26 protein-coding genes are annotated in these 25,362 nt (G+C 56.7%); 11 read left to right on the plus strand and 15 right to left on the minus strand.

The window, feature by feature from the left end; genetic code table 11:
• Nucleotides 1-64: 64 nt before the first annotated feature.
• Nucleotides 65-2,755, minus strand: a complete 2,691-nt coding sequence (gene acnA / locus ACR0AJ_RS06280; RefSeq protein ID WP_480740379.1) for an aconitate hydratase AcnA — start codon at nt 2,753-2,755, stop codon at nt 65-67.
• A 218-nt stretch (nt 2,756-2,973) separates the two neighbouring features.
• Between acnA and ACR0AJ_RS06285 the strand changes: the two genes are divergently transcribed.
• On the plus strand, nt 2,974-3,675 hold the full coding sequence (locus ACR0AJ_RS06285; protein WP_480740381.1) for a DUF1223 domain-containing protein: 702 nt from the start codon (nt 2,974-2,976) through the stop codon (nt 3,673-3,675).
• Here the strand turns inward: ACR0AJ_RS06285 and ACR0AJ_RS06290 are convergent, their stop codons facing one another.
• The 5 genes from ACR0AJ_RS06290 to purB form a co-directional block, all read right to left on the minus strand.
• Nucleotides 3,676-4,599, minus strand: coding sequence for a lysophospholipid acyltransferase family protein (locus ACR0AJ_RS06290; RefSeq protein ID WP_170349100.1), 924 nt, complete (start codon nt 4,597-4,599; stop codon nt 3,676-3,678).
• 97 nt (nt 4,600-4,696) lie between these two features.
• Nucleotides 4,697-5,788: a flagellar motor switch protein FliG gene (locus tag ACR0AJ_RS06295; RefSeq protein ID WP_480740382.1), complete on the minus strand. Its 1,092-nt coding sequence runs from the start codon at nt 5,786-5,788 to the stop codon at nt 4,697-4,699.
• A gap of 68 nt (nt 5,789-5,856) precedes the next feature.
• Nucleotides 5,857-6,399 (minus strand): tetratricopeptide repeat protein, encoded by a 543-nt coding sequence (locus ACR0AJ_RS06300; protein WP_170410300.1) that lies wholly within the window; start codon nt 6,397-6,399, stop codon nt 5,857-5,859.
• Nucleotides 6,400-6,503: 104 nt separating this feature from the next.
• Nucleotides 6,504-6,656 carry a chitin-binding domain-containing protein gene (locus ACR0AJ_RS06305; RefSeq protein ID WP_170410297.1) on the minus strand — a complete coding sequence of 51 codons (153 nt, stop codon included), beginning with the start codon at nt 6,654-6,656 and terminating at the stop codon, nt 6,504-6,506.
• 121 nt (nt 6,657-6,777) lie between these two features.
• Entirely contained in the window at nt 6,778-8,082 is a 1,305-nt protein-coding gene (gene purB, locus ACR0AJ_RS06310; protein ID WP_170359046.1) for an adenylosuccinate lyase, read from the minus strand.
• A gap of 88 nt (nt 8,083-8,170) precedes the next feature.
• Here purB and ACR0AJ_RS06315 point away from each other — a divergent pair, with 88 nt between their 5' ends.
• The 5 genes from ACR0AJ_RS06315 (at nt 8,171) to ACR0AJ_RS06335 (ending at nt 10,637) form a co-directional block, all read left to right on the plus strand.
• Nucleotides 8,171-8,503 carry a hypothetical protein gene (locus ACR0AJ_RS06315; protein ID WP_170410294.1) on the plus strand — a complete coding sequence of 111 codons (333 nt, stop codon included), beginning with the start codon at nt 8,171-8,173 and terminating at the stop codon, nt 8,501-8,503.
• Nucleotides 8,500-8,922 carry a DUF6314 family protein gene (locus ACR0AJ_RS06320; RefSeq protein WP_480740385.1) on the plus strand — a complete coding sequence of 141 codons (423 nt, stop codon included), beginning with the start codon at nt 8,500-8,502 and terminating at the stop codon, nt 8,920-8,922. Before ACR0AJ_RS06315 ends, ACR0AJ_RS06320 begins: the two co-directional genes overlap by 4 nt.
• A 76-nt stretch (nt 8,923-8,998) precedes the next feature.
• Nucleotides 8,999-9,586 (plus strand): biotin transporter BioY, encoded by a 588-nt coding sequence (locus tag ACR0AJ_RS06325; protein ID WP_170359042.1) that lies wholly within the window; start codon nt 8,999-9,001, stop codon nt 9,584-9,586.
• Between the two features lie 139 nt (nt 9,587-9,725).
• Nucleotides 9,726-10,286, plus strand: coding sequence for a hypothetical protein (locus ACR0AJ_RS06330; protein ID WP_480740387.1), 561 nt, complete (start codon nt 9,726-9,728; stop codon nt 10,284-10,286).
• 12 nt (nt 10,287-10,298) lie between these two features.
• The gene (locus tag ACR0AJ_RS06335) at nt 10,299-10,637 is read left to right on the plus strand and encodes a hypothetical protein (RefSeq protein ID WP_480740389.1); all 339 of its coding nucleotides are present in this window, start codon (nt 10,299-10,301) and stop codon (nt 10,635-10,637) included.
• Between the two features lie 10 nt (nt 10,638-10,647).
• On the opposite strand, the gene ACR0AJ_RS06340 is transcribed toward ACR0AJ_RS06335, so the two are convergent.
• Nucleotides 10,648-11,862, minus strand: a complete 1,215-nt coding sequence (locus ACR0AJ_RS06340) for a bifunctional alpha/beta hydrolase/OsmC family protein (protein WP_480740390.1) — start codon at nt 11,860-11,862, stop codon at nt 10,648-10,650.
• A gap of 235 nt (nt 11,863-12,097) precedes the next feature.
• Between ACR0AJ_RS06340 and ACR0AJ_RS06345 the strand changes: the two genes are divergently transcribed.
• Nucleotides 12,098-12,289: a hypothetical protein gene (locus ACR0AJ_RS06345; RefSeq protein ID WP_170349091.1), complete on the plus strand. Its 192-nt coding sequence runs from the start codon at nt 12,098-12,100 to the stop codon at nt 12,287-12,289.
• 4 nt (nt 12,290-12,293) lie between these two features.
• On the opposite strand, the gene dddP is transcribed toward ACR0AJ_RS06345, so the two are convergent.
• On the minus strand, nt 12,294-13,637 hold the full coding sequence (gene dddP / locus ACR0AJ_RS06350) for a dimethylsulfonioproprionate lyase DddP (RefSeq protein ID WP_480647052.1): 1,344 nt from the start codon (nt 13,635-13,637) through the stop codon (nt 12,294-12,296).
• A 122-nt stretch (nt 13,638-13,759) separates the two neighbouring features.
• On the opposite strand from dddP, the gene ACR0AJ_RS06355 reads away from it, so the two are divergent.
• On the plus strand, nt 13,760-14,500 hold the full coding sequence (locus tag ACR0AJ_RS06355) for a heme-dependent oxidative N-demethylase family protein (RefSeq protein WP_170533026.1): 741 nt from the start codon (nt 13,760-13,762) through the stop codon (nt 14,498-14,500).
• A 36-nt stretch (nt 14,501-14,536) separates the two neighbouring features.
• Here the strand turns inward: ACR0AJ_RS06355 and ACR0AJ_RS06360 are convergent, their stop codons facing one another.
• The 5 genes from ACR0AJ_RS06360 to ACR0AJ_RS06380 form a co-directional block, all read right to left on the minus strand.
• Nucleotides 14,537-15,448, minus strand: coding sequence for a hypothetical protein (locus ACR0AJ_RS06360; protein WP_368040055.1), 912 nt, complete (start codon nt 15,446-15,448; stop codon nt 14,537-14,539).
• A 199-nt stretch (nt 15,449-15,647) separates the two neighbouring features.
• On the minus strand, nt 15,648-16,442 hold the full coding sequence (locus tag ACR0AJ_RS06365) for a lytic murein transglycosylase (RefSeq protein ID WP_170349087.1): 795 nt from the start codon (nt 16,440-16,442) through the stop codon (nt 15,648-15,650).
• 54 nt (nt 16,443-16,496) lie between these two features.
• On the minus strand, nt 16,497-16,775 hold the full coding sequence (locus ACR0AJ_RS06370) for a hypothetical protein (protein WP_170349086.1): 279 nt from the start codon (nt 16,773-16,775) through the stop codon (nt 16,497-16,499).
• A gap of 139 nt (nt 16,776-16,914) precedes the next feature.
• Entirely contained in the window at nt 16,915-18,321 is a 1,407-nt protein-coding gene (gene glnA, locus ACR0AJ_RS06375) for a type I glutamate--ammonia ligase (RefSeq protein ID WP_170359023.1), read from the minus strand.
• A 27-nt stretch (nt 18,322-18,348) separates the two neighbouring features.
• Nucleotides 18,349-18,687: a P-II family nitrogen regulator gene (locus ACR0AJ_RS06380; RefSeq protein WP_058280621.1), complete on the minus strand. Its 339-nt coding sequence runs from the start codon at nt 18,685-18,687 to the stop codon at nt 18,349-18,351.
• A 169-nt stretch (nt 18,688-18,856) separates the two neighbouring features.
• Between ACR0AJ_RS06380 and ACR0AJ_RS06385 the strand changes: the two genes are divergently transcribed.
• The 3 genes from ACR0AJ_RS06385 (at nt 18,857) to tig (ending at nt 23,537) form a co-directional block, all read left to right on the plus strand.
• Nucleotides 18,857-20,593, plus strand: coding sequence for an NAD(P)H-hydrate dehydratase (locus ACR0AJ_RS06385; protein WP_480740393.1), 1,737 nt, complete (start codon nt 18,857-18,859; stop codon nt 20,591-20,593).
• Nucleotides 20,594-20,896: 303 nt separating this feature from the next.
• The gene (locus ACR0AJ_RS06390) at nt 20,897-22,021 is read left to right on the plus strand and encodes a porin (protein ID WP_170349083.1); all 1,125 of its coding nucleotides are present in this window, start codon (nt 20,897-20,899) and stop codon (nt 22,019-22,021) included.
• Nucleotides 22,022-22,205: 184 nt separating this feature from the next.
• Complete coding sequence (gene tig / locus ACR0AJ_RS06395; RefSeq protein ID WP_170359017.1) at nt 22,206-23,537, plus strand: trigger factor; 1,332 nt, start codon at nt 22,206-22,208, stop codon at nt 23,535-23,537.
• 100 nt (nt 23,538-23,637) lie between these two features.
• Here the strand turns inward: tig and ACR0AJ_RS06400 are convergent, their stop codons facing one another.
• Together ACR0AJ_RS06400 and ACR0AJ_RS06405 are read right to left on the minus strand one after the other, a co-directional pair.
• Nucleotides 23,638-24,486, minus strand: a complete 849-nt coding sequence (locus ACR0AJ_RS06400) for an acyl-homoserine-lactone synthase (protein ID WP_480740394.1) — start codon at nt 24,484-24,486, stop codon at nt 23,638-23,640.
• Between the two features lie 97 nt (nt 24,487-24,583).
• Nucleotides 24,584-25,285 (minus strand): helix-turn-helix transcriptional regulator, encoded by a 702-nt coding sequence (locus ACR0AJ_RS06405; RefSeq protein WP_170349080.1) that lies wholly within the window; start codon nt 25,283-25,285, stop codon nt 24,584-24,586.
• Between the last annotated feature and the right edge of the window lie 77 nt (nt 25,286-25,362).

Genomic DNA, 25,362 nt, shown 5'->3' on the forward strand with positions numbered 1-25,362 from the left:
TTAACCAAATGAGAAATGAAAAAAGGCGTCCAATCGGACGCCCTTAATTTTATAGCGCGCAGATTTAACCAGCTTTCGCCAAGTTCCGCAGCACATATTGAAGCACACCGCCGTTTTCGACGTATTCGATCTCGGGCGCGGTATCTATGCGGCACTTGAGGGTGATGGTCTTTGTGGTGCCGTCGCCATAGGTGATAGTGCAGGGCACCTCTTGCAATGGTTCAACCTTATCCAGACCATCAATCGAGACCGTCTCATCCCCCTTTAGCCCTAGAGATTTCCGGGTGTCGCCGCCGGTAAATTCGAAGGGGATCACGCCCATGCCAACCAGGTTAGACCGGTGGATGCGTTCAAAGCTTTCGGCGATCACGGCCTTGATGCCCAGCAACGCGGTACCCTTTGCCGCCCAATCGCGTGAGGACCCGGCGCCGTATTGCTGCCCCCCAAACACCACAAGCGGAACGCCCTGTTCCTGATAGGCCATCGACGCGTCGTAGATCGAGGTCTGCTGACCGTCCAGACCTTTGGTATAGCCGCCCTCGACGCCATCCAGCATCTCGTTCTTGATGCGGATATTGGCGAACGTGCCGCGCATCATGACCTCGTGATTGCCCCGGCGCGAACCATACGAGTTGAACTCGCGCGGCTGGACCTGACGCTCTGTCAGGTACTTACCCGCAGGCGAGGTTGCCGCAAAGGACCCCGCAGGTGAGATGTGGTCGGTGGTGACCATGTCGCCCAGAATGGCCAGAACCTTGGCGCCGTCGATGTTCGAGATGGTGCCCGGTTCGGGGCTCATACCCTGAAAATATGGCGGGTTCTGGATGTAGGTCGAGGTCGGCGGCCAGTCATAGGTTTCCTGTTGCGGAACTTCGACCGCCTGCCATTTGTCGTCGCCATTGAACACGTCGGCATATTTCGACTGAAATGCCTCGCGGGTGACGGTTTCCTGCACCAAATCGGCGATTTCCTTCTGGTCCGGCCAGATATCTTTCATGAACACATCATTGCCGTTCTTGTCCTGACCGATCGGTTCCGAGATCAGGTCGATATCCATGGTGCCCGCCAGCGCATAGACCACCACCAGCGGAGGGGAAGCCAGATAGTTGGCGCGCACATCCGGCGAAATCCGACCCTCGAAGTTGCGGTTGCCCGACAAAACCGAGGTAGCGACCAGATCGCCCTCGGCAATCGCTTCGCTGATTTCCTTCTGGATCGGACCCGAGTTACCGATGCAGGTGGTGCAGCCATAGCCCACAAGGTTGAATCCGATGGCGTCCAGATGCTGTTGCAGCCCTGCAGACTCAAGATATTCGGTCACAACCTGCGATCCGGGGGCCAGCGAGGTCTTGACCCAAGGCTGACGGTTCAGGCCCAGTTCATGCGCCTTTTTCGCCACCAGACCGGCCCCGATCATCACATAGGGGTTCGATGTGTTGGTGCATGAGGTGATCGAGGCGATAACCACCTTGCCCGATTCCATAGTATAGTCTTCGCCTTTGACCGCGACTTCCTTGGCCATCGGGCGTTTGAAGGTCTCAGCCATTTCCTTGGTGAAAGCGGCTTTGGCGCCAGTCAGCGCGACATAGTCCTGCGGCCGTTTCGGACCCGATATGGCCGGAACGATAGTGCCCATGTTGAGCGACAGGGTGTCCGTGTAGATCGGGGCGTAGTTTTCATCCCGCCACAGGCCGTTTTCTTTGGCGTAAGCCTCAACCAGTTCCAAGCGATCCTCGTCGCGTCCGGTATTGCGCATATAGCGCAGGGTTTCGCCATCAATCGGGAAGAAACCGCAGGTCGCGCCGTATTCCGGTGCCATGTTGGCAATGGTCGCACGGTCAGCCAATGGCAGGCGATCCAGACCGCTGCCGTAGAATTCGACGAATTTGCCAACCACGCCTTTTTCGCGCAGCATCTCGACCACTTTCAGAACCAGATCGGTGCCGGTAGTGCCCTCGACCATCGCGCCGGTCAGCTCAAAGCCAACAACCTCGGGGATCAGCATCGAAATCGGCTGGCCCAGCATCGCGGCCTCGGCCTCGATCCCGCCAACGCCCCAGCCCAGAACGGCCATGCCGTTGACCATGGTGGTGTGGCTGTCGGTGCCGACCAGAGTATCGGGATAGGCAACTTCCTCACCGTTCTGGTCTTTGTCGCTCCAGACGGTTTGGGCCAGATATTCAAGGTTTACCTGATGGCAGATGCCGGTGCCGGGTGGCACAACGCGGAAATTGTCAAACGCCGACTGCCCCCATTTCAGAAACTGATAGCGTTCCATGTTTCGTTCATATTCGCGATCCACGTTCATCTGGAACGCGCGCGGATTGCCAAACGCATCAATCATGACTGAGTGGTCGATGACCAGATCCACCGGGTTCAACGGATTGATCTTTTGCGCGTCACCACCCAGCGCCTTGATCCCGTCACGCATTGCGGCCAAATCAACGACGGCCGGAACGCCCGTGAAGTCCTGCATCAATACGCGGGCAGGGCGATAGGCAATCTCGCGCGGGTTTTTACCACCATTTGCGCCCCATTCGGCAAAAGCTTTGATGTCATCAACCGAGACAGAAAACCCGTCATCCTCAAACCGCAGGATGTTTTCCAACACCACTTTCAGTGCCGCAGGAAGCCTGGAAAAATCACCTAGACCGGCCTCTTGCGCGGCGCGAATCGAGTAATAGGCAATGGACTTGCCGTTCACGCTCAGGCTGCGGCGTGTCTTGGCGCTATCCTTTCCAACGGTAATGGGCATTGTTGGCCTCCCTTTCAAAATATTGGGTTTGGGGATTTGCTGATTGTTTTCTGGAGCATCATTGCCGTGCATTCAAGGCTTAGATACCTTGACTTCTATGTTGTATGCTACAGTATACAATTCAAGGGCGATTGTTTTAAATCTCAAGAAACCTTGATTGGCGGTTGAGCGTCGATCCGTTTAAACCGGATAAGCACCCCAAAAGCCCGAGATTTCATATGTTCAGAATTGCTCCTGTCACTGTGTTTATTTCCCTGTTTCTGGCCACCTCAGCCGTGGCCGAGAATGACCCGGTTGTGGTCGAACTGTTCACATCACAAGGGTGTTCGTCCTGCCCGCCAGCCGATGAGTTGATGCATGATCTGGCACAACGTGACGATGTGATCGGACTGGCCCTGCATGTGGATTATTGGGACTATATTGGTTGGAAGGACGAATATGCCGATCCCAATCACACCCTGCGTCAGCGCGCCTATGCGCGTCAGGGCGGGCGGTCGATGATCTACACGCCGCAGATGGTTATCAACGGTCAGCAGGATGTGGTCGGTGCAAAGTCGCAGGAGTTGGAGTATCTGATCGATGCCCATCTCAAAGCTGCGCCCGAGGCCGAAGTGGTGGCGACCCGTTCGGGCAACGATGTCACGGTCGATGTGACGCCGGTCGAACTGCCAGAGGGTGAGCTTTTTGACGTGCGCGTGGTGCAGTATGCGCCGATGCGCCATGCCTCGATCCGCCGAGGAGAGCTGGCAGGGCATGAGCTGGACTATGCAAACGTTGTAGATACCTGGCAGGTCGCCGGGCAGTGGGACGGGGTGGCGCCGCAGAAGTTTTCGGCGGTGTTGACCTCGGACCTGCCAGCAGTCGTACTTGTGCAGAAGGTTGGGCATGGCCCAATCGTTGCCGCCACCAAGGTCAAGTGATCAGGGCATATCCTCGGGCTGAACGCCAAGTCCGTTCCAGGCTTTCCAGCGTCGGTGAATCCAGAACCATTGTCCCATGTGCTGCCTTACCATAGCCTCAAGATCATCATTGGTGAACTGGGTCATGGTCTTGGCGTCAGTATGCGGAACCGGGTCATGCAGGACGATTTCGAAATCAATGCCATTAGGCTGGCGGATCGCATAGCACGGGATCAGTTCGGCTTTGTATTTCATCGCCAATTCGGCGTTCAAGACGGATGTCACGGCCGGTTTGCCAAAAAACGTCAGTTCTTCCCCGCCGTGGGCGTGCAGGTCTGAGACGATGGCAATGATGCCGCCACTCTTGAGGGATCGCACCATCTCAACCATGCCGCGGCGGCCCTGTTCGAACATGGGCGCGCCGGTTTTGTAGAACGCGTCGACATACATGTCGTTGAAATAGGGATTCGCCATACGACGATAGAGGCATCCAATGGGCTGTCCACTGCGGGTTTGCAGGGCGATCCGCGCTGCCAGGTAGTGACCGAAATGCGCGGTTATCATCATGACGGGTCGCCCTTCGGCCACGGCGGCGTCAAAGGCAGCAATGCCGGGGCCGGACACCTTGGCGCTGGCCTGCCGTTCCGTGAAGCCTTCTGGCGAAAAGTGCTCCATGATGGCGCGACCTGCATTGTCGGGTACAGCGCGACAGATGCGATTTACCTCGGCGTCCGACAGGTCGGGGCGGGTGAGCTTCAGGTTGCTGCGCACGCGCTTGGTGAACCCGACCAAAGGGGCAAGCCCGCGTACGATGGCCCCCATCGTTGCGATACGCCGTTCATACGGCAACAGCCGCATTGCCCCGATTACACCTTTCAGAAACAGGCCGGTGACATAATATTTTCGAAGCGCCCCGCGGCTTAGTTCCGACTTTTCGACGGGCATAATCTGGTCTCACCGGCTGTTGCGTTTTGCCGGGTCAGACATACAAGGCACATTCCGCGACCACAAGCATTCCTATGGCTTAAGTCGTGGTGCTTGCCTATTCCTCATTGTCTTCTTCGATAAGGGCGATCGTTCCTTCGTCAACCAGGGCACGAATAGCGCCAACAATCTGTGTCATGGCCTCTTCAGCCTCGGACTGCTTGACTTTGCCGCGTTCGCCGATTTCTTCGCGCAGGTTGTCGGCCATTCGCGATGACATGTTGGACAAAAGGAATTCGGTTGTATTTTGGTCATCCTCCGCAGTGGCCCCGGCCAACGCGGTGACCAGATCTGCCTGATCCACACTGCGGAGAACCGCCGGGACGTCGCGTGACAGAATACGGGCTGGGATATGCGTAAAGGTAAAGATCGAACGGCGCACGACACTGGCGAAATCCGAATCCTCTTCGTCTAGCGCGGTCAGCAACCCGTCTCGGGTTGAGGCCGCCGACTGGTTCAGAATTGCGCCCACGCGCTCCCCGGGACCATCCGCAAACGCCTGCGACGGCCTTTGGTCCAGCTGAGCCGCCAGCGACCAGCCGATGCGTTCTACCGCCTCGGGTGTGACATTGGCGGTTTTCGAAACCGCATAGGTGATCTGACGGGCAACAGGACCGGGCAGGTTCCCCAAAAGCTGCGCGGCCTTTGCGGTTTCCAGTTTCGATAGCATCACGGCGGCGATCTCGGTGCTTTCTGCTTGTGCCATGGCAGCTAGGTCTTCGGGTGGTACCTCGCGCAGCCGTTGCCAGGGATCACCAATCTGGCGCACTCCAGCCACCTTACGCAGCCGCGCGGCTGTAGCTGGGGCAATCTTACCATCCACCGCGTCCAAAGCACCGGCCAGACCGTGCGGGAAAGACAGGCCGACGCTGTCCAGCGCCTGTGCAAACTCCTGCGCCACTGCGTCCAATGTTACACGATCCACTAGCCCCATCTCACCCAGCTGATGGGTCAGTTTTTCCTGCAAATCGTCGGGAAGGTCTTCCAGCGGGATATCCGCGCCTTCATTCAGCAGCAGCCGCACGACCACGGCGGCCTTCTGTCGGTTGCTGAGCGCGCGAGGAATGACGCGAGGCGCTTCACTGTCCGCCTGATCTGTCACCGGAGCCGCCCCCGGTGCCACCTGTATCAAAGTGTTTGTATCCTGCATCTGCCTGCGGTGCCATAGTTGCGTTCCACAGGCAGATTACGGAGAGTCGGGTAAAGAAAGGCTGAAGCTTAGTAGTTATAGGTCAGCCCGGTGCGGATTGCCTCGCGCAGCGACGCCTCGGCCCAGGTGCCTTCACCACCGCGCGCCTTGATCTCGCGCCATTGTGCAATTGCCAGATCGGTCTTGCCTTCGGCCACAAAGCCCTGACCCATATAGCTGCGTGCCAGGATATTGTCGGGGTTGGTTTCGATGGCGTTGGAATAAAAGACGTTAGCCAGTTCAAGCTCACCCATTTTGCGATAGGTAAAGCCCCAGTAGGTCAGCACACGATCATCGTCTTGATCCATAATGCGTAGAATATTCTGAGCGTTTTCTAACTGGCCGTCATATGCCAATTCCCGCACGGCTTCATACAGCTCATCTTGGGTGAAGTTGGTCTTGTCCGGCTTGACACAGCGCCCGGCATCCTTGTCGTAAACGCGGCCAAACAGGCATTTCTTGGTTGTGTTCGTTGGCTTGGGTGCGGCGCCGCTTCCACCGCCCGCAGCGTATGCCGCCGGTGCAAAGACAAAGGCCTGAAGGGCAATAGCTGAAACTAATACAAGACGCATTTTCCTACTCCGTTCTCTGGGCTGCTCTGATCAAGCATAGTGCGATCTAATAAAAAGCTAACAATCGCGGCTTCGCTTTTATTCACAAGTAGGAAATAAAATTCTCAGCTGTTTACGATTTTCGCGCAGGTTTGGGTTTCGGAATCCCAATATGTCCCGTCTGCGCAGGACTGGGTTTGCTTGGAATGGCCAGTACAGGCCAAAGCGACCGAAGCTGAAAACGTAAGGGCCAAGGCGCAGAGAATGGTGCGTATCATGCTATTTCTCCCGTTCGGAAATATACGCCACCATAGCTGATTTTGACCCGCCTGGCAAAAGAGCAGGGCCCGGTTCGCGTCGTGCGAACCGGGCCCTTTGAACTGACTGAACGGTCAGGATTTATTCGCCAAACACGCGGGCGAAGATCGTGTCGACGTGTTTGGTGTGGTAACCGAGGTCGAACTTCTCTTCGATTTCATCAGGGCTCAGCGCTGCGGTGACATCAGCGTCGGCAAGCAGTTCTTCTTTGAAGTCGGTGCGATGCTCCCACACTTTCAACGCGTTGCGCTGAACCATGGCATAAGCATCTTCGCGGCTGACCCCTGCTTGCGTCAGCGCCAGCAGAACCCGCTGGCTCATCACCAGACCGGGGAACTTGTTCATGTTCTCCAGCATGTTCTCGGGGAAGATCAGCATCTTGTCGACCACGCCGGTTAGGCGGGCCAGCGCAAAATCCAGCGTGATTGTCGCATCCGGGCCGATCATGCGTTCGACCGAGGAATGCGAGATATCGCGTTCATGCCAGAGCGCCACGTTTTCCATCGCCGGGATCACCGCTGCGCGCACCATGCGCGCCAGACCGGTCAGGTTCTCGGTCAGGACCGGGTTTTTCTTGTGCGGCATGGCCGAGGAGCCTTTTTGGCCCATCGAGAAGAACTCGGCACCCTCCAACACCTCGGTCCGCTGCATGTGACGGATTTCGATGGCGATGTTTTCGATGCTGCTGGCGATGACGCCAAGGGTCGCAAAGAAGGCCGCGTGGCGGTCACGCGGGATGACCTGCGTGCTGATCGGTTCAGGCACCAGACCTAGCTGATCGCAGACATGCTCTTCAACGCGGGGGTCGATATTGGCGAAAGTGCCGACCGCACCACTGATCGCACCGGTGGCGATTTCGGCACGGGCGTCGCGCATGCGTGACAGGTTGCGGTCCATCTCGGCATAGAATCGGGCAAAGGTCAGACCCATTGTGGTGGGTTCCGCATGGATGCCGTGGCTGCGACCGATGCGGACGGTGTTCTTGTGTTCGATCGCGCGGCGTTTCAGGGCGGCCAGCAGGCTTTCGAGGTCAGCAATCAGCAGGTCCGCGGCGCGGGTGAGCTGTACGTTCAGGCAGGTGTCAAGTACATCCGAAGAGGTCATGCCCTGATGCACAAAACGCGCCTCTTCACTGCCGACATGTTCGGCGAGGTGAGTGAGGAAGGCGATGACGTCATGCTTGGTGACGGCCTCGATCTCATCAATGCGGGCCACGTCGAATTCCACGTCCTTGGCCTTCCACACCGCCTCAGCGTTTTCGCGCGGGATGACGCCCAGATCGGCCATGGCGTCGCAGGCGTGGGCCTCGATCTCGAACCAGATGCGGAACTTGGTCTCGGGCGACCAGATGGCAACCATATCGGGGCGGGAATAACGTGGAATCATTGGCGGTGAGACCTTTTTGTGTTTGGGATAGAGCGTTGGCGCGGGGTTTAAACCCAGCCGCACAAGGGAACAAGGCACGAGTGCAAGTATGAGACGGTTTGCCCTGATTTTGGCCGTTTGGCCCGGTTTTTTGGCCGCGGAAGAGTTCCGGACACTGACCGGAGACGAGATTCTGGATGCCCTGACCGGCCAGAAGCTCGATTACAGGGACGGCGTCTGGCAGACATTCGATGAACCGATGCTGACGCAGTATTACTCGGGTCGCCCAAGCGCGGGCCGTTGGGCGGTGCGCGAGGATCGGTATTGCTCGGTCTGGCCGCCCTCTGATTTGTGGGCCTGTTATGACGTTCAGAAAAAGGGTGACGTGATCCGGTTCGTCGATGACAGCGGAGGCACCACCGACGGGACCTATGCCGAATGACCCAGCCGCGCAGCCTTTCCGAGTTCGAAGGGAGCTGGAGTCTGAGCCGAACCATAAACGACGAGCGGGCAGGGCAGTTCGTGCAAGCCGAAGGTCACGCGGTTCTGCGCCCGGCTGAAAATGGGTTAATCTATGATGAAGAGGTCACGCTGCGCATTCCGGGTCAGGCCGAGATGACAGGCACCCGGCGCTACCTGTGGCGGGATGCAGGCGAAGGGATTGCGGTTCATTTCGAAGACGGACGGTTTTTTCATACATTGAAGCTGGAGCATTCGCAGTCTAGGGATCATCATGATTGTCCGCCAGACAGCTATGATGCGGTCTATGATTTCTCAGCCTGGCCGGTTTGGTCCGTCCACTGGACGGTGAACGGACCGCGAAAAGCCTATGAAATGAAAACCGAATACCGCCCTCGATAGCGCAATCATCTTGAAGTCTCGATGTGAAATGGGCCATCCTGTGCCCCAATTTCCATCCGAACGTGGAGAAACGAAAATGACTACAAATGTTCTGGCCGAGGCAATCGGTCCGCGCGAGGGCACAGCGCTGCGCGTGAAACAGGTGGCCTTGGTCGCGGTGGGTATCGTTACGCTGGCGATTGCCGCAAAGATTAAGGTTCCGATGTGGCCGGTACCGATCACCATGGGTACCTTTGCCGTTCTGACTATCGGTACCGCCTATGGTGCGCGTCTGGGTCTGATCACCATGCTGGGCTATCTGTTGATCGGCGCGCTGGGTTTTGACGTCTTCGCCGGGTCCTCGGCCGAGAAATTTGGGCTGACTTACATGATGGGCGGCACTGGCGGCTATTTGGTCGGCTACCTGATGGCTACCGTACTGCTGGGCGCGTTGGCCGCGCGCGGTTGGGATCGCTCGGTCGGGAAACTGGCGCTGGCGCTGGTGTTGGCCAATGTACTGATCTATGTGCCGGGCCTGCTGTGGCTGGGTCAGCTCTATGGCTGGGATAAGCCGATCCTGGAATGGGGTCTGACGCCCTTCCTGATGGGGGATGTGATCAAACTGGCGCTGGCCGCTCTGCTGATCCCCGGCCTGTGGAAACTGGTTGGCGACGCCCGCAACTGATTTCCGAATAACTTTGTGAATGACACCGCGCCCAAAGCAATCCGGGCGCGGTTTTTTGTGGCCTATTCCAAGAGATGCTGGACAAAACCGGCCACCGCAGTCCAAGCTGCATTCAACGAAAACATCAGGTTATTTAGAAATGAGAATTTTTACTGGCTCGACTCTGGCCGCCTGTGCCGCCGTGTGGTTAGGGGCTGTGACACCGGCGTCTGCGGATACTCCTGTCACATACACCGAAGCAGGGCGCGCCCTGTTTGGCTTTTCGGTGCCCGACTATTGGGTCGTGCGAACGGGCGGCCCGCGTGAGATTGAGGATACGGAACTGGGTGATCTTCGCGCTGTCGCACGTGTCATGGCTATACGGCCTTTGACCGATGACAACGTCTGGATGGGGTTCGTTTCACCTGCTGGCGTAAAGTCAATTAAGGATGGACTGCAATATCTTGAAGATATTGATAAGTTTCTTGTTGAAGATCCCGAAGTTACCAACATGTCCGATACCCGAATTGGCGGTTTACCGGCGCGGGTGATCCGGGGGACCGGCACCCGCGACGGGCGTGGCATCAACTTTACGGCCTCGGTCATTGACCTGCCAAACGGTCGCGTGGCCGTTGTTGTCGCGATCCTGCGCAATGGCGCTGATCCGGCTTATGTTGACGACCTGAATGCCGTATTCGCGTCGTTTCGGGCCACGCAGTAAGGAGATGTGCCGATGATCACAAAACGTATCAAACGTACAATCCTTGCGCTGGGGCTTGGTGTTGCAAGTTTTGCACTGTCAGCATGTGACGGTGTTTCAGTTGGTGTCGGCTATGGATACGGTTACGACCCGTTTTATGACTCGATGCTGTGGAATGACTACTATCGACGCGATGTTGACGTAGATATTGACGTCGACCGGCCTCCGCGGCCGAAACCGCCTGCTGGCAAACCTCCGGCAAGACCAAAGCCGCCGGTTGCAAAACCACCTGCGCGACCGCGTCCGCCAGTGGCGCGACCACCCGCAGCCAGACCGCCGATCCATCGCCCGGCGCCACGACCGCGCAGATAGTTTCAGAGGGTCAGGTCAGAAGTTCCGTAGTGATATGGGCTGACCCTTCCAACGTTCTGTGTACAGGGCATTTATCTGCAATCTCCAGCAGCCGGGTACGCTGTTCCTGATCCAGCGGTCCTTCCAGGCGGATTTTGCGGCGGAACACGTCGATCTTGCCGTCTCCTGCAAGACCGGCATCCTGACCATGTACTTTGTTGTGGCAGACATCGACCGAGATACCCGTCAGTGGCCACCGCTTGCGCCGCGCATACATGCGGATCGTCATCGACGTACACGCCCCCAGACCCGAGGAAACAAAGCCATAAGGCGACATGCCCCGATCCGTACCGCCATATGATTCAGGCTCGTCCGCAACCGCGTGATGCCGGGGGCCGGATTGGATGTCCTGCAAATACCCGGAGGGATCAACTTCGGTCACGCGCACCACGCCCTCGGGCGCGCCCGGCGGCGGTGCCGGTGGGCAGAGTGTGACGTATCGCTTGACCCATGCGGCGATCACATCCGCCGCGTATTCCGCATCCGAGGCCCGCGTGATCAGGTGATCGGCATCGTCCAACGTAACAAAGCTTTTGGGATGTTTGGCAGCAAGAAAGATGGTGCTGGCATTGTCGATGCTGACGGTTTCATCCCGGGGGGCGTGCAGGACCAGCAGGGCAGCTTTCAGGTCGCCAATGGCAGGAGTCAAAGCCGTTTCTGAAATGTCGTCGACAAATGCTTTGCCGATGCGGAACGGGCGACCGCCCAGCATGACCTCGGCTGATCCTTCCTGTTCGATCTGGGGCAGTGCAGCCTCAAAATGGTGCGAGACATGTCCCGGATCGGCTGGCGCGCCCAGCGTGACCACTGCCTTGACGCTTGGGATACCAGCGCGCGCGCGTAGAACGGCAGCCCCACCCAATGAGTGACCGATCAGCAAGGCGGGAGCCATGTTTTTCCCGGCCAGATACTGCGCGGCGGCAATCAGATCTTCTACATTCGAGGTAAAGGTGGTGTTCGCGAACTCTCCGCCCGAATGGCCCAGACCGGTGAAGTCAAAACGCAATACAGCAATGCCCATAGCCGCCAGACGCGCAGCAATACGGCGGGCGGCGGGAATATCCTTGGAACAGGTAAAACAATGCGCAAACAATGCGGTCGCAAGTACCGGTCCATCCGGCAAATCAAGGCGCGCAGCCAGCTGGTTGCCGTCGTGACCGGCAAAAGTGATGCGTTCGGTGGGCATGACAATTCCTTACCTATCGGGATGGCCCCAATAGTGTGTGCTTCGGTCTAGGCACTCAACCCCATTGTAAGAAGCGTCACGGGAAGGTGAGGGGAATACAGATATTTGGGTCGGATTCTTGGGAGAATTCGAGGTTCAATATTTGTGATGCTTGATCAATCAAATATTCGTTTTAATTATTTCTCTCTGATGTCCATCTTGCAGGTGTCACACACAGTCAGCCAAGGAGGCTCAAATGGCACATACTGCATCCGCCCCGCGTGGCGTTGTTATTCGTCCCGATCTTTTAATCATCATTGCCCTGACCGGAATTCTGGGGTTCTCAGTGGGGCAAAATTGGCCACAGGCGGCACCGTCTACAACCGAAGCCGCCATCCCACACGAGGACTGGCATGGTAACGTCCGCCGCTCAACCTGGCCGGACTAATCCTTTATGTTAGACCCATAAGCTGAGGATCAAACGGGTATGTGCTGAGGTTTTCATACCCGTCCTCGGTGATCAGCACCTGATCTTCCAGCTTGATCGAAAAATCGCCCCCAACCTCGCCACAGGCGGCTTCGACACACAACACCATGCCGGGCTCAAGCGGATAGTCGTATGAGCCCGCAACCGCCTTGTCCGGATAGGCAACCAGAGGCCATTCATCACACAGACCCACGCCATGCATCAGGCAGCCGTATTTTTGCGCCTGAAACTTGTCGTCCAGCTTGTGTGCATTGGCGGTCAGTTCCGGAATCATCACGCCGGGTTTCAACATCTCCATATTGGTTATGATGTGTTCATGGGCGTGCTGCATGGCATAAACCATGTCAGGGCGGGGTTTCTCATCCCCGATCCACCACGTGCGCGAAATATCGATGCAGATACCGTAAGATCCGATCAGATCGGTATCAAAGGCGATGATTTCGTTCTTTTGCGTGATGCGTGGTCCGCATTCCTGAAACCAAGGATTGGTGCGCTGCCCCGAGGCCAGCAGGCGGGTTTCGATCCATTCCCCACCGCGCCGGATGTTTTCGGCATGTAGTACGGCCCAGATGTCGTCCTCGGAGGTCTTGCCGTCACCCACATTGGCGCGCGCGAACTTCTCCATCTCGGCCACCGCGGTTTCACAGGCGTGATTGGCACAGCGCATGGCCAGGATCTCATCCGGGCCTTTTACGGCGCGGGTCTTTTCGGTGACCTCTTCACCCTCCATGATCTCGAACCCTTGCGCCTCAAGCGCGCGTAGGCCGTGCAACATGATCTTGTCGACGGCCAGGCGTTTGTTGCCATCGCTATGTTCGTCGATCAGCAGCCGTACCTCGTTCGAGAACACGTCGGCCTGAACATCCACCTTGTCACCACGGTCAAAATAAAACAGGTCTGCTCCCGAGCGTTGTTCACGTACCAGAGGATTGAATTTCGACAGGAAGGGAGAGTTTTTATAGTCCCAGATCACCATGTAGCCATCGGCACACAGCAGCACGGCGCGGAACGGGTTATGAGTGTTCCACAACTGCATATTGGTGCTGTCCGTGGCATAACGGATGTTAAGCGGATCGAACATCATCAGCCCACCATAGCCACGATCGACGATGGCCTTCGTCAGGCGCTTCCACCGGTATTCCCGCATCCGCGCCAGATCGGGCAGGGCAAGCCCGGCGGCTTCCCATTCGGCAAAGGCCAGCTGCGTCGGCCCGATCTCAATCCGATCATTCTCGTTCGGGGTGCCGTCGCCAAGCGTAGCGCCCTTTGCCGGGTCAATCTTGCGGGTGTCGCGATAGTGCCGGTTCATAGTGGGTCTCCCTGCCTGCCGTCGAGCGTGGAGAATCATTTCCCCCACGTCTTGAAGGTTTGCGACCGGGCATCCGTCGCTTTTTGACCGACAATCCAGTAAACTGGTGTTAGGTCAAAGGCATGACGATCCTCCAGACCTCAATTCCTTATGATCCGCTTGCCCCACGTCCTTTGCCCGGTATCCAACCGGGCAGCATGGATGATTGGCTGCATTGTGATGATGTGTTTGCCGCGCAGATGCAGCGGCGCACGACGTTGTTGACCGAAAGACGGGCAGAGGTTCTGGCGCTGGACCCAAGTGCCGAACCTGCGGCGCAGGAGCTGTTGGACCTTGTCCTAAAGCACGCTTACCCTGGGTGTTTGGACCGGGTCATACGCCCGGACGGGCAGGGTGTTGAAATCGACCGCTCCAACCCCATGGATATGCTGTGTCGTCTGGTGCAGGAAGATTTCTGCATCCTTCAAAAGCACGGGGATGAACACGTTCTGACCGGTGCCATCCTGTGTTTTCCCGCCAGTTGGCGTTTGTCTGAAAAATTCATGCGCCCCTTGATCGACATTCATGGGCCCGTCGCCAGCTATGATGCCGATATCGCCCGCCGCGTGCAGCGCCTGTTTGATGGAATACAATCTGAACGTCCGCTTTGGCGCTTCAATGCCTTGTGGTACGAGGACGCGGAACTGCACCAACCCCGCAGTGCCAGCGCACCGCGTGATGTCCAAGAACCTGGGGTCGCGCGGTATCTGCGCAGCGAACGACAGACGCTATTGCGTCTGCCTGAAACGAAGGCCGTGGTCTTTTCAATCCATACTTATGTGCTTGAGGCAAAGCACCTGCGCAAAGCGGAAAACCCCGCCTAAGTGGCGGGGCTTCCAAGGAGGGTCTTCGGTTTAGTGCTACATGCCAAACGCGTTTGCGACACCGGCAATTGCCCCGCTTGTGCTGAGAGCGGAGATTGCGACGGAGTAGGCAAGTACCTGAGTATTAAGGCGAAAATCTTCACCTTTGATCAGGTTCACTGCGGCCAGAGAGACCGCGATCGGAACTGACACGCTTGCCACGGCCCCGGTCAATCCCCAACTGGACAGTCGCAGGATATCGCTGGGCTTATCGTGGTCGAGGGGGGGCGTATCTTCGTCCCGATCAGTAGGCTGCTCGATAGGTTCTGTCCGGAAAGCGATGCTGAGCAACTGCTCATCCGACAGCTGGATCGGCCGGGCTGCTGGTTTCAGCGCCTCTTTTTGTGGCTCATCCAGGTCTTCTTCAGTAATGACCAGCCCCGCGAACGGGCCTGTCACTGCCTCGAAAATCTGTTGTCTGTTGCGTGGTTTGGAAGGCGTCAGCGTGTTGAACGCGCTCATGAACTGTTCCACGGTCAGAACTGTGTTGGGCGACAGCCATTCGACGCGCTGCGTCGCGCAGATATCAACCATCCGATACAGGATGACCACCAACATAAGCTCTGAGATTTCACTGTCATCCAGCAGCGCTGATACCGGAGAGATTGTAATTGCCAAACGGCTCTGCGGAAGGGTCACGATCGGCCGATGGGCGGTCTTTAACCCGGCGGCACGGTCCAACCGCTCAAAACGGTCTTCTGCTCCGGTCGCCTGAGTTTCCAAAGTCAGGCGCACCAGATACTGGCTGGATACGATGCTGGCTTCGGTTGCGCTTAGCATGGTCTTACGCTCGACCAGATGGCCATAGTCTTCCAATGTCGTGGCGACGATGGCACCGAACCGCTCGATCGCGCCGTCGGTCTCACCGTCGAATTGAAGACCACCATGATAGCTGTGCTTCGTAGTCACTGCGCTGTCCCTTGTCGCATCCTGTCTTACCAAACAGGTTAACAAGCGATATGGGGCAGAATTTGGCAGAAATGGAAAAAAATCCAAATTTGGCAGGATTGATTACTCTATGGAAACCTAGACATTTTGGGGGCCACTTAATGTCTGTGGCAACAATGTGGCCGGATTGGGGTGTGCAGGCGCAGATTTGTGGCAGGTCTCAGCCGTCGATTCGGGCTGCCATAATCGCAATGGATTGCTGATAGACCGTGGCAGCGTTCCATTGCTGAATTACAGCGAAGTTGGGTTGCCCCGGCTGGTAGCCACGCCCCGGTTTCCACCCTTTTTGGCGTAGAAAATTGGCGGTTGAGGCAAGCGCGTCTGTCATATTGTAGAAATCGACCTGGCCGTCACCGGTTGCATCGACCCCATAGGTCAACGCATTGCCCGGCAGGAATTGAGTGTGCCCCAATTCGCCATGTTTGGCCCCTTGGGTTGCCGTCGTAATACTGCCTTGATCGACCAGTTTTAGCGCACCGATGGCATGTGGAATAAAGAAGTCAGAACGGCGACAATCATAGGCCAGTGTTGTGATCGCGGAAACAACCTGACTGTCCCCCATGAAATTTCCGAAACCCGTTTCCATTCCGTGAATGGCGATAAGCACTCCGCTGGGGACGCCGTATTGGCGCTCCAGCGCGGCATAGAACTGCGGGTTGCGGGCCTTGCGCTTGCGTCCTTGCGACACGATTGCGTCGGCGCCGCGTACCCGCATGAATTTGTCCAACGAGTATTTAAAGCTTTTTTGATTGCGGTCTGCCGCGATTGTACGGGTGGCGTATTGGCTTTGCGCCAGCGCCTGCAATCCCTTCTTTTTGACTCCCGCGCGTTTAGCCTGTTTGGCAAAGTCCTTCTTCCAAACCTCAAACCCGCTGCTGGTATTGCCGCAAGGGGCGCTGGCCGCAATTGTGGGCAGAGCCAGCGTAAGGGTCAGTAAAATTGCAAATCGCTTCATGAAAAGAATCCCTTAATAAGCTAAGTCCAACCGACCCCGCGATCCGAGTGGCACTTATAATGCACGCTGCAGATCCTCGGCCGTCAGGACGGGCTGAATTTCGATATTGGCGTTCAATGCGGCAAACAGGGGCTCGTTGATTTTCGGCATGCGGGCCTGATCGCTTTCCTCGAAAATGACAATGCCCATGCGTTTTCCGTGTTCCAGCGCAAAATAGGCGGCCTCGGCATTGACGTCTTTCACAAGCGCTTCGATGGCTTTTCCCAGCGATCCGTCCCGTTCTGCTTGATTGCCTTTTTCAACCGGTATTGTGAATTTCAACATCAACCGCATCGCGCCCTCCCAAAATCCTCTGATCAATACTTTGGGACGAGGCTCGGACGTTCGTGCGTGTCAGTCAAGAAGTGTTACCCTGAACGGCAAAAGGGCGCCCGGTAGGACGCCCTTTTCTTTTCTTAAGTTCAACCGCCGCTTAGCAGCTGTAGTACATGCCGTACTCAACCGGGTGCGGAGTATGCTCGTAGGTTTCGACCTCTTCCATCTTCAGTGCGATGTAGCCGTCGATCTGGTCTTTGGTGAACACGTCGCCTTGCAGCAGGAAGTCGTGATCCGATGCCAGAGCTTCCAGAGCTTCACGCAGACTGCCGCAAACGGTCGGGATATCGGCCAGTTCCTCGGCGGGCAGATCGTACAGGTTCTTGTCCATGGCTTCGCCCGGATCGATCTTGTTCTTGATGCCGTCCAGACCGGCCATCAGCAGTGCGGCAAACGCCAAATAAGGGTTCGCAGCCGGATCGGGGAAGCGGGCCTCGACGCGCTTGGCTTTCGGGCTTTCGGTCCACGGAATACGGACACAACCCGAACGGTTACGGGCCGAGTAGGCGCGCAGAACAGGAGCTTCGAAACCCGGGATCAGGCGCTTGTAGCTGTTGGTCGACGGGTTGGTGAAGGCGTTCAGGGTCTTGGCGTGCTTCAGAACACCACCGATAAACCACAGGGCTTCGTCCGACAGATCAGCATACTTGTCGCCAGCGAAGAGCGGCTTGCCGTCTTTCCAAATCGACATGTTGACGTGCATACCGGTGCCGTTATCGCCTGCGATCGGCTTCGGCATGAAGGTCGCCGATTTGCCGTAGGCGTGGGCAACGTTATGGATGATGTACTTGTATTTCTGCAGCTCGTCAGCCTGTTTAGTCAGGCTGTCGAAGATCAGACCCAGCTCGTGCTGGCACGAGGCAACCTCGTGGTGGTGCTTGTCGACCTTCATGCCCAGACGCTTCATGGTCGACAGCATTTCCGAACGCAGGTCCTGTGCTTCGTCAATCGGGTTGACCGGGAAGTAGCCCCCCTTGACGCCCGGACGATGGCCCATGTTGCCCATCTCGTACTCGGTGTCGGTGTTCCACGATGCGTCGGTTGCATCAACTTCGTAGGATACTTTGTTGATAGTGTTAGAGAAACGAACATCGTCGAACAGGAAGAACTCGGCTTCGGGGCCCATATAGGCCACATCACCGATACCCGATGCCTTCAGGTATGCTTCGGCTTTCTGAGCGGTGCCGCGCGGGTCACGCTCATAAGCTTCGCCAGTGTCGGGCTCAACAACCGAGCAGTGCACGCAGATGGTCTTTTCGGCGTAGAACGGATCGACATACGCGCTATCGGTGTCGACCATAAGCTTCATGTCCGATGCTTCGATCGACTTCCAGCCCGCGATGGACGAACCGTCGAACATAAAGCCTTCTTCCAGGAAATCCTCGTCAACCTGGTCGGCCATCAGGGTCACGTGCTGCAACTTGCCGCGCGGGTCGGTAAAGCGAACATCGACGTATTCGGCGCCTTCGTCCTTGATCAGCTGAAGAACTGCGTCCTTGCTCATACTCTTATTCCTCTATTGGGTGTTCGATTACAGGGCTTCCGAACCGGTCTCGCCGGTACGGATGCGAATGGCTTGTTCAACGGGCGAGACAAAGATCTTGCCGTCGCCGATCTTGTCGGTTTTCGCGGCGGACACGATGGCCTCGATGGCGGCGTCAACCTGGTCATCGTCCAGAACGACCTCGATCTTCACCTTGGGCAGAAAGTCGACCACGTATTCAGCGCCGCGATAGAGCTCGGTGTGACCTTTCTGTCGGCCGAACCCTTTAACTTCGATCACGCTGAGGCCCTGGACACCTACGTCCTGCAGCGCCTCTTTCACTTCGTCCAGTTTGAACGGTTTGATGATCGCTTCGATCTTCTTCATCCCGGGCTCCTATAACTCTTGTCAGAAAGGCACTGATCACGTCTAAGATCGGTCGGCAATCTGATTGCGAAAATGGCCGGGCCCTTGTGGTGAGAAATTAAGCGGTGGGTGAAATTTTGATCGACTTGCATAAAAAGTAATCAAAATTGAATCATCGAGGGAATTTGAGATGACGGAATTGCTGACAGCTTCACAGATGCGGGCCATCGAACAGGCCGCGATTGAGTCTAGCGAGGTGACCGGGCTGGAGTTGATGGAGCGGGCCGGGCGCGGCGTTGTCGAGGCGATTTTCGAGGAGTGGCCAGAACTGTCGAAGACCTCGGGGCGCGCTGTGGTTTTGTGTGGGCCGGGGAATAATGGTGGAGATGGGTTTGTTGTTGCCCGGCTGCTGAAAGAGTGGGGTTGGGAGGTCGAGGTCTTTCTCTATGGCGATCCCAAGAAGCTGCCGGCAGATGCGCGAGTGAATTATGATCGATGGTTGGAGTTTGGGGAGGTTGTACCGCTGACTGAACAGGACATGCGCAAGGGTGGTTTTGCCGATCTATACGTTGACGCACTGTTCGGTACGGGGCTGAAACGCGGTTTGGACGGTGAGTTGTTCAAGGTCGTTCGGCATCTTTCTGGTGTGAATGGGGACCACTACACCGACCGCATAATCAGCATCGACGCCCCGTCCGGATTGTGTCTGGACAGCGGGCGTGTGTTGCATCAAGAGGCTCCGAACCCATGGTCTAGCAAGTTGCTGGACAGTGTTCCTGCAGAGATACGGAGCAAGGCTGCCCAAGCGGGCGGCGCGCGTGCTTTGCGCGACCGTTTTGCGTGGCTGACTGTTTGTTTCGACAGCCCAAAGCCCGGGCATTTCCTGGCGCAAGGGCCGGATTTGTGTGGCAGGCTAGTTGTGAAAGACATCGGTATCTCCATTCAGCGTTGCCGCTTTAACGGTGAACCATATGACGATGCGTTCACATTAGGCCCAAAGCCTTTTCGCAGAGCGAACCGCCCTGCTTTTTTAACCCTTGCCGAAGCACCGGGCCGCGTGAAGGACGAGCGAACATGGGGTGGGTTGCCGCTCTATCGCTTGCCAAAATCCAAACAGCATCACAAGTTCACCCACGGCCACGCTCTGATCCTTTCGGGTGGCGCAGTTAAAACCGGTGCTGCTCGATTGGCGGCGCGCGGGGCTCTGCGGATTGGGGCAGGGCTTGTGACGTTGGGGGTGCCTCCGGCGGCTCAGATGGAGGTCGCTGCGCAGGTCACAGCCATCATGTTGCAGAGGGTCGAAGGAGCGGATGGCCTGACACAAGTGCTGCAGGACGAGCGGCTCAACGCATTGTGCCTTGGCCCCGGGTTGGGGCTGGAGCGTGCGTGGGAATTGGTGCCAGCTGCTCTGAACGCCAAGCGCGCGACTGTACTGGATGCGGATGCATTGACGGCTTTTGCGGATGATCCCGCAGCCTTGTTCGCGCAATTGCATGAAAACTGCGTTTTGACACCACATGGTGGTGAGTTTACGCGGTTGTTTCCGGATATTGCCGAAAAGCTGTCAGCCCCTGCAACCCAAGGCCCGGCCTATTCCAAGGTGGATGCAACACGCGAGGCCGCCAAGCGGGCAGGGTGCGTGATCTTGTTCAAAGGGCCGGACACGGTGATCGCGGCGCCGAACGGACAGTGTTCGGTCAATGCAGCAGTCTACGACCGTGCGGCCCCTTGGTTGGCTACGGCCGGGTCCGGCGATGTTCTGGCTGGTTTTATCACCGGGCTGCTCGCGCGTGGGTTTGCCCCGATGCAGGCCGCTGAAACAGCGGCTTGGTTGCATGTGGAATGCGCGCGTGCGTTTGGCCCGGGGCTTATCGCTGAAGACTTGCCCGAGTTGCTTCCTGAAGTTTTCAAACAACTTAATATATGATTTTTAGGCGAGATTTGGCCGATCCACCCGATCTTCGGCAGCATTTGGCCGACGGGTTTGCGGTGTCGTCAAATCGAGTGTTTGCCAGACGCATAGCCGGGCGTCAGAATTCGCTTGGAGGGGGTCTCCGGCTGCGGTCTTCCTGCAGATAATGCGTTGATTAAAATAGGAATTATTTCTGACTTTCCTGCTCTGAGTGGCGGACATGCAATACTTTGAAAGTATCGCAAGAGGCCTCTGGAGCCATGGCGACATGCGCGCGATTGATGAGCAACGAAAGCCGGAATTTTCAAGGTGAATGAAATGACCCAGAAACTAAAACTGTCCTCAATAGCTGCGATGTTGGTTGCGACAACGGCAATTCCCGCGGCAGCGGAACTGAAATACAACAACAACAGTGGCGGTTACGTTCTGTTGTACGGACAGCTCGATCCGGTGATCGTCTCGGTCGATGATGGCGAGGAAACGGAAACGCGCTTGCTGGACAATGACCTTTCCAACAGCCGCGTCGGCCTGCGGCTGATGCAGCCCTATGGCAGCAATGAATTCATGTTCCGTTTCGAAACCGGACTGGGTCTGCCGAGTACGGGAACGGCCAACCAGAATGGAACCAACAATGACGGGTGGTCACGGGAAGACATCCGACATGTCGATTTCTCGTTAAAAGGGGGATACGGCAAGTTCTCGGCCGGGCAGGGGAGCATGGCGTCGGACGGTGCGGCCGAGGTTGACCTGTCTTATGTTGGAACGGCTTTGTATTCCTTTACGAACGACGAAAACGGTGCGTTTTTCTATCGCGGTACGGACGGTGTATTAAGCGGTATCACCGTCGGTGACTCTGCCAGCAACTTTGATGGCGCTCGCCGTGGCCGGATCCGTTACGACACCCCCGACTTCAACGGTTTCTCAGCGGCAATTGCCTATGGTCAGAACATTCTGTCCAGCAGCGACGATGATGACTACTACGACATCGCGGTTTCTTACGGCAATACTTTCGCAAATGGCGTGGAGTTTGCCGCAAGCGTGGCCTATGCGGTGCGGGATTTCGACAATAGCTCGGGTGAACGCAAAGACACGATCGGGTCCGCTTCGGTTTTGCTGCCCAGCGGTTTCAGCTTTACGGCGGCTTTGGGTACGCGTGACGACACTGCCACCGGTGCCAGCGACCCGGACTATTGGTACACCAAACTGGCCTATGAAGGGGACTGGGTGTCCTGGGGGAAAACCGGTGTCGGAATCGACTATTTCGATGGTTCGGATTTCGAAAACGACGGGTCCAGCACAAAATCCTGGGGTGTCGCCGTCGTTCAGCGGATCGACAGCATCAACACTGATGCGTACCTGAAATATCGCAACCATGACTTCGACGACACGGTCGACTTTGACAAGAACGAAGCCTGGGTTCTGGGTGCGCTCTGGAAGTTCTGATCCCGACCTTCTTGGGAATAGGCGCCCCGGGTCAGTCCGGGGCGTTTTTTTTGTTCAAATCGGCGGTAAAACAAGGCTGATCCGGGCTTTGCCCCCTTGCACGCAGGCGGCTGGGCAAATAGAAGGCGTCAAATTTGCCCGGCGCGCCGTTTTGCGCGCCCCGAATCCTATGGGGACTACCATAATGCAGGTTACCGAGACGCTGAACGAAGGTCTGAAACGCGGCTACAACATCGTTGTGACCGCAGCCGAGCTGGACGACAAGGTTAACGAAAAACTGACCGAAGCACAGCCCGAAGTCGAGATGAAGGGCTTCCGCAAAGGCAAGGTGCCGATGGCCCTGCTGAAAAAGCAGTTTGGTCAGCGCCTGCTGGGCGAAGCGATGCAGGAAAGCATCGATGGTGCCATGAACAAGCACTTTGAAGACAGCGGTGAACGCCCTGCACTGCAGCCCGACGTCAAGATGACCAACGAAGACTGGAAAGAAGGCGACGACGTGCACGTCGAGATGTCTTATGAGGCGCTGCCGGAAATCCCCGAAGTTGATCTGAAATCGGTCGAGCTGGAAAAGCTGATTGTCAAAGCAGACGATGAGGCCGTCGAAGAAGCGCTGAAAAGCCTGGCAGAAACCGCGCAGGACTTCAAAGCGCGCCGCAAGGGGTCCAAAGCCAAAGACGGCGATCAGGTTGTGATCGACTTTGTTGGCAAAGTGGACGGCGAAGAATTCGAAGGTGGTTCGGCCGAAGACTACCCGCTGGTTCTGGGCTCGAACAGCTTCATCCCCGGCTTTGAAGAGCAGCTGGTCGGTGTGAAGGCCGAAGAAGAAAAAGACGTGAACGTCAGCTTCCCAGAAGAATACGGCGCCGAAAACCTGGCCGGTAAGGACGCTGTTTTCACCTGCACGGTGAAAGAAGTGAAAGAGCCGGTTGCTGCCGAGATTAACGACGAGCTGGCCACCAAGTTCGGTGCCGAAGATCTGGCTGGTCTGAAAGCTCAGATCGCTGAGCGTCTGGAGGCAGAGTATTCCGGTGCGTCGCGTGCGGTCATGAAGCGCGCGCTGTTGGATGCGCTGGACAAGATCGTTTCCTTCGACCTGCCGCCGTCGTTGGTTGAAGCCGAAGCCAAGCAGATCGCTCACCAGCTGTGGCACGAGGAAAACCCGGAAGTGGAAGGCCACGACCACGCCGAGATCGAGCCCACCGACGAGCACAACAAACTGGCCGAGCGCCGCGTGCGTCTGGGCCTGCTGCTGGCCGAGCTGGGTCAGAAGGCCGAGGTTGAAGTCACCGATGCCGAGATGACGCAGGCGATCATGAACCAGGCGCGTCAGTACCCGGGTCAGGAACGTCAGTTCTTTGAGTTCGTGCAGCAGAACGCTCAGATGCAGCAGCAGTTGCGCGCGCCGATCTTCGAAGACAAAGTCATCGACTACATCGTTGAACTAGCTCAGGTTGCCGACAAAGAAGTCAGCAAAGACGACCTGCAGAAAGCCGTAGAGGCACTGGAAGAGGAGTAATCCTCTTCCGCCCCCTGCCCACGGGGCACAAAAAAAAGCGGAGCCGTCTGACAATCAGACGGCTCCGGTGGGTGGCTTTTGATCTTATGAGGTGAGGGGGTCAGGCCTCATGAGCAAAAGCACGGGGGGTACTCAGCAGAGCAGTCTTTTGCTCTGGCGTGAAACGATCTGACAGCGCTTCGATCAGTTTAAGCACGTCTTTGACTTCGTCTTTCGATTTTGCTGAATGCATCTGTTCGACGAAGTATTTCTCAAGCTCGGTCAGCGGTTGGTGATCGACATTAGCGGGTTTTTCGGCCTTGCTGAGCGCGAACAGACTCAGCGCCTGTTCTTCGGTCAGGAAGACGTCATGTTCGATTCCCGCATAGTCCCGAATGCCCGATATTCGTTCATCCGAGCAATCCATCAACGCCGCCATCGCAACCACTTTGCCCATTGGTTTTGCACTACCGAGGTAATCATACGGGGCATTGCCCGACCGTTGCAGAACACGGTTCATAATTGGGTCAATCACAGCGATCGAGTCCAGTACGCCTGCGGTTTTGGCGTATTCGAACGAGCCGATCATGACCTCGCTGGTCACATAGGACACTGAATTTTTGCCGCGCCCTTGGCCCAGTCGTTTGGTGTCGACACAGAACCGGGTCGCTTCCCAGACCTGTGAACTGCGCAAGGGCGGTTCACCGTCCAGAATAGAATTGAAGACATCCGCAAGCATGTGTGGACCTGTGGTCTGCAACAGGCGCATACACCCAACGACTTCCCCCTTGTCGTTGATGCTGACCACGTGTGCAGGATTCAGGTCGTCGAACATATCGCGTTCACGGCCGTCTACTATGTTGACCTCCCAGCCCAAACGATCGCCGAACACGCGGGCTCGTAGTTTGAACATTTCGTCCAGGACATCACTAAACATATGCTGGTTGATACCATCAATTACGATGATCATTTCCATCCCCCTACAGTCTGGTTACCGTGACTCGAGAGTTAACCATGTCGCGGGCGGAAACTATTGGGGGTTTCCCGTATTTTTTTCGATTTTTTGCTTATCCTGGGGCGATTAAGCCCAAACCTATCGCCCGGCCAATGGCCTGAGGCGTGGTTAACGCGCCCAGTTTTTCGCGGCCAGAGCGCATGTGAACCTCGACGGTTCGGTGGGAAATCGACAAAATATCACCAATATCTTGCTGCGATTTACCCTCAGCGACCCATTGAAGGATCTCTTTTTCGCGTGTCGAAAGGGCGGGCAGGTACAATGCTTTGGCCAGAACCCCGGACTGCATAACCGTATCATGCGCATGCACAGCGGCCATTTGCAGGTCGCCCATAACTTCTCTTTTGAGCGACTCCCATTCAGCATCTGAACAATCGCGGGTCACGCTTAGTATTCCGCATTCGCCGTAAGGGCCGCGGACAGGAACGGTTAAGCCACGCGGGGTAATGCCGAAGTCATGTGCATCGCGGAAAACGGCATTAAATTTTTCGTCGTGATTGAAACGGCCCCAATCGACCGGTGCAATGCTGAGAACCGACTGGTATATTGTTGGATCGAAATGGTGGTATCCATGGCTGCCGTAATGGATTTTCCATTCGTCAGGGTAATTCGCATACCCCTGAACGTCACCTTTCACAGGATTTAAAGTGGCATAAGACGCATAGTCAAAGCCGAGTTCCTCGCAGACCGAGTTGATTATGTCTGCGGTCGACTTTTCCTGTTGGTCGAGCGCGGCCAAGTCTATGAGTTTCACCTGTCCAACCTTTTACATAGCGCTTTCCACCCCCCGAAAGCGCACAGTCTGTCCGTATTCAAGCCTACGTTGCGTCA

It is taken from the genome of Ruegeria sp. CJ9, assembly GCF_056536625.1.

What these genes read in the sequence shown, in the direction of transcription:
- ACR0AJ_RS06305 (WP_170410297.1), bottom strand. Translation starts at nt 6,656, where the DNA reads ATGATACGCACCATTCTCTGCGCCTTGGCCCTTACGTTTTCAGCTTCG.
- ACR0AJ_RS06340 (WP_480740390.1), bottom strand. Translation starts at nt 11,862, where the DNA reads ATGCCCACCGAACGCATCACTTTTGCCGGTCACGACGGCAACCAGCTG.
- glnA (WP_170359023.1), bottom strand. Translation starts at nt 18,321, where the DNA reads ATGAGCAAGGACGCAGTTCTTCAGCTGATCAAGGACGAAGGCGCCGAA.
- ACR0AJ_RS06400 (WP_480740394.1), bottom strand. Translation starts at nt 24,486, where the DNA reads ATGATCATCGTAATTGATGGTATCAACCAGCATATGTTTAGTGATGTC.
- ACR0AJ_RS06355 (WP_170533026.1), top strand. Translation starts at nt 13,760, where the DNA reads ATGACGATCCTCCAGACCTCAATTCCTTATGATCCGCTTGCCCCACGT.
- dddP (WP_480647052.1), bottom strand. Translation starts at nt 13,637, where the DNA reads ATGAACCGGCACTATCGCGACACCCGCAAGATTGACCCGGCAAAGGGC.
- ACR0AJ_RS06390 (WP_170349083.1), top strand. Translation starts at nt 20,897, where the DNA reads ATGACCCAGAAACTAAAACTGTCCTCAATAGCTGCGATGTTGGTTGCG.
- ACR0AJ_RS06330 (WP_480740387.1), top strand. Translation starts at nt 9,726, where the DNA reads ATGAGAATTTTTACTGGCTCGACTCTGGCCGCCTGTGCCGCCGTGTGG.
- ACR0AJ_RS06365 (WP_170349087.1), bottom strand. Translation starts at nt 16,442, where the DNA reads ATGAAGCGATTTGCAATTTTACTGACCCTTACGCTGGCTCTGCCCACA.
- ACR0AJ_RS06325 (WP_170359042.1), top strand. Translation starts at nt 8,999, where the DNA reads ATGACTACAAATGTTCTGGCCGAGGCAATCGGTCCGCGCGAGGGCACA.
- ACR0AJ_RS06315 (WP_170410294.1), top strand. Translation starts at nt 8,171, where the DNA reads ATGAGACGGTTTGCCCTGATTTTGGCCGTTTGGCCCGGTTTTTTGGCC.
- ACR0AJ_RS06300 (WP_170410300.1), bottom strand. Translation starts at nt 6,399, where the DNA reads ATGCGTCTTGTATTAGTTTCAGCTATTGCCCTTCAGGCCTTTGTCTTT.
- ACR0AJ_RS06380 (WP_058280621.1), bottom strand. Translation starts at nt 18,687, where the DNA reads ATGAAGAAGATCGAAGCGATCATCAAACCGTTCAAACTGGACGAAGTG.
- ACR0AJ_RS06295 (WP_480740382.1), bottom strand. Translation starts at nt 5,788, where the DNA reads ATGCAGGATACAAACACTTTGATACAGGTGGCACCGGGGGCGGCTCCG.
- ACR0AJ_RS06345 (WP_170349091.1), top strand. Translation starts at nt 12,098, where the DNA reads ATGGCACATACTGCATCCGCCCCGCGTGGCGTTGTTATTCGTCCCGAT.
- acnA (WP_480740379.1), bottom strand. Translation starts at nt 2,755, where the DNA reads ATGCCCATTACCGTTGGAAAGGATAGCGCCAAGACACGCCGCAGCCTG.
- ACR0AJ_RS06385 (WP_480740393.1), top strand. Translation starts at nt 18,857, where the DNA reads ATGACGGAATTGCTGACAGCTTCACAGATGCGGGCCATCGAACAGGCC.
- ACR0AJ_RS06320 (WP_480740385.1), top strand. Translation starts at nt 8,500, where the DNA reads ATGACCCAGCCGCGCAGCCTTTCCGAGTTCGAAGGGAGCTGGAGTCTG.
- ACR0AJ_RS06285 (WP_480740381.1), top strand. Translation starts at nt 2,974, where the DNA reads ATGTTCAGAATTGCTCCTGTCACTGTGTTTATTTCCCTGTTTCTGGCC.
- ACR0AJ_RS06335 (WP_480740389.1), top strand. Translation starts at nt 10,299, where the DNA reads ATGATCACAAAACGTATCAAACGTACAATCCTTGCGCTGGGGCTTGGT.
- purB (WP_170359046.1), bottom strand. Translation starts at nt 8,082, where the DNA reads ATGATTCCACGTTATTCCCGCCCCGATATGGTTGCCATCTGGTCGCCC.
- ACR0AJ_RS06290 (WP_170349100.1), bottom strand. Translation starts at nt 4,599, where the DNA reads ATGCCCGTCGAAAAGTCGGAACTAAGCCGCGGGGCGCTTCGAAAATAT.
- tig (WP_170359017.1), top strand. Translation starts at nt 22,206, where the DNA reads ATGCAGGTTACCGAGACGCTGAACGAAGGTCTGAAACGCGGCTACAAC.
- ACR0AJ_RS06370 (WP_170349086.1), bottom strand. Translation starts at nt 16,775, where the DNA reads ATGCGGTTGATGTTGAAATTCACAATACCGGTTGAAAAAGGCAATCAA.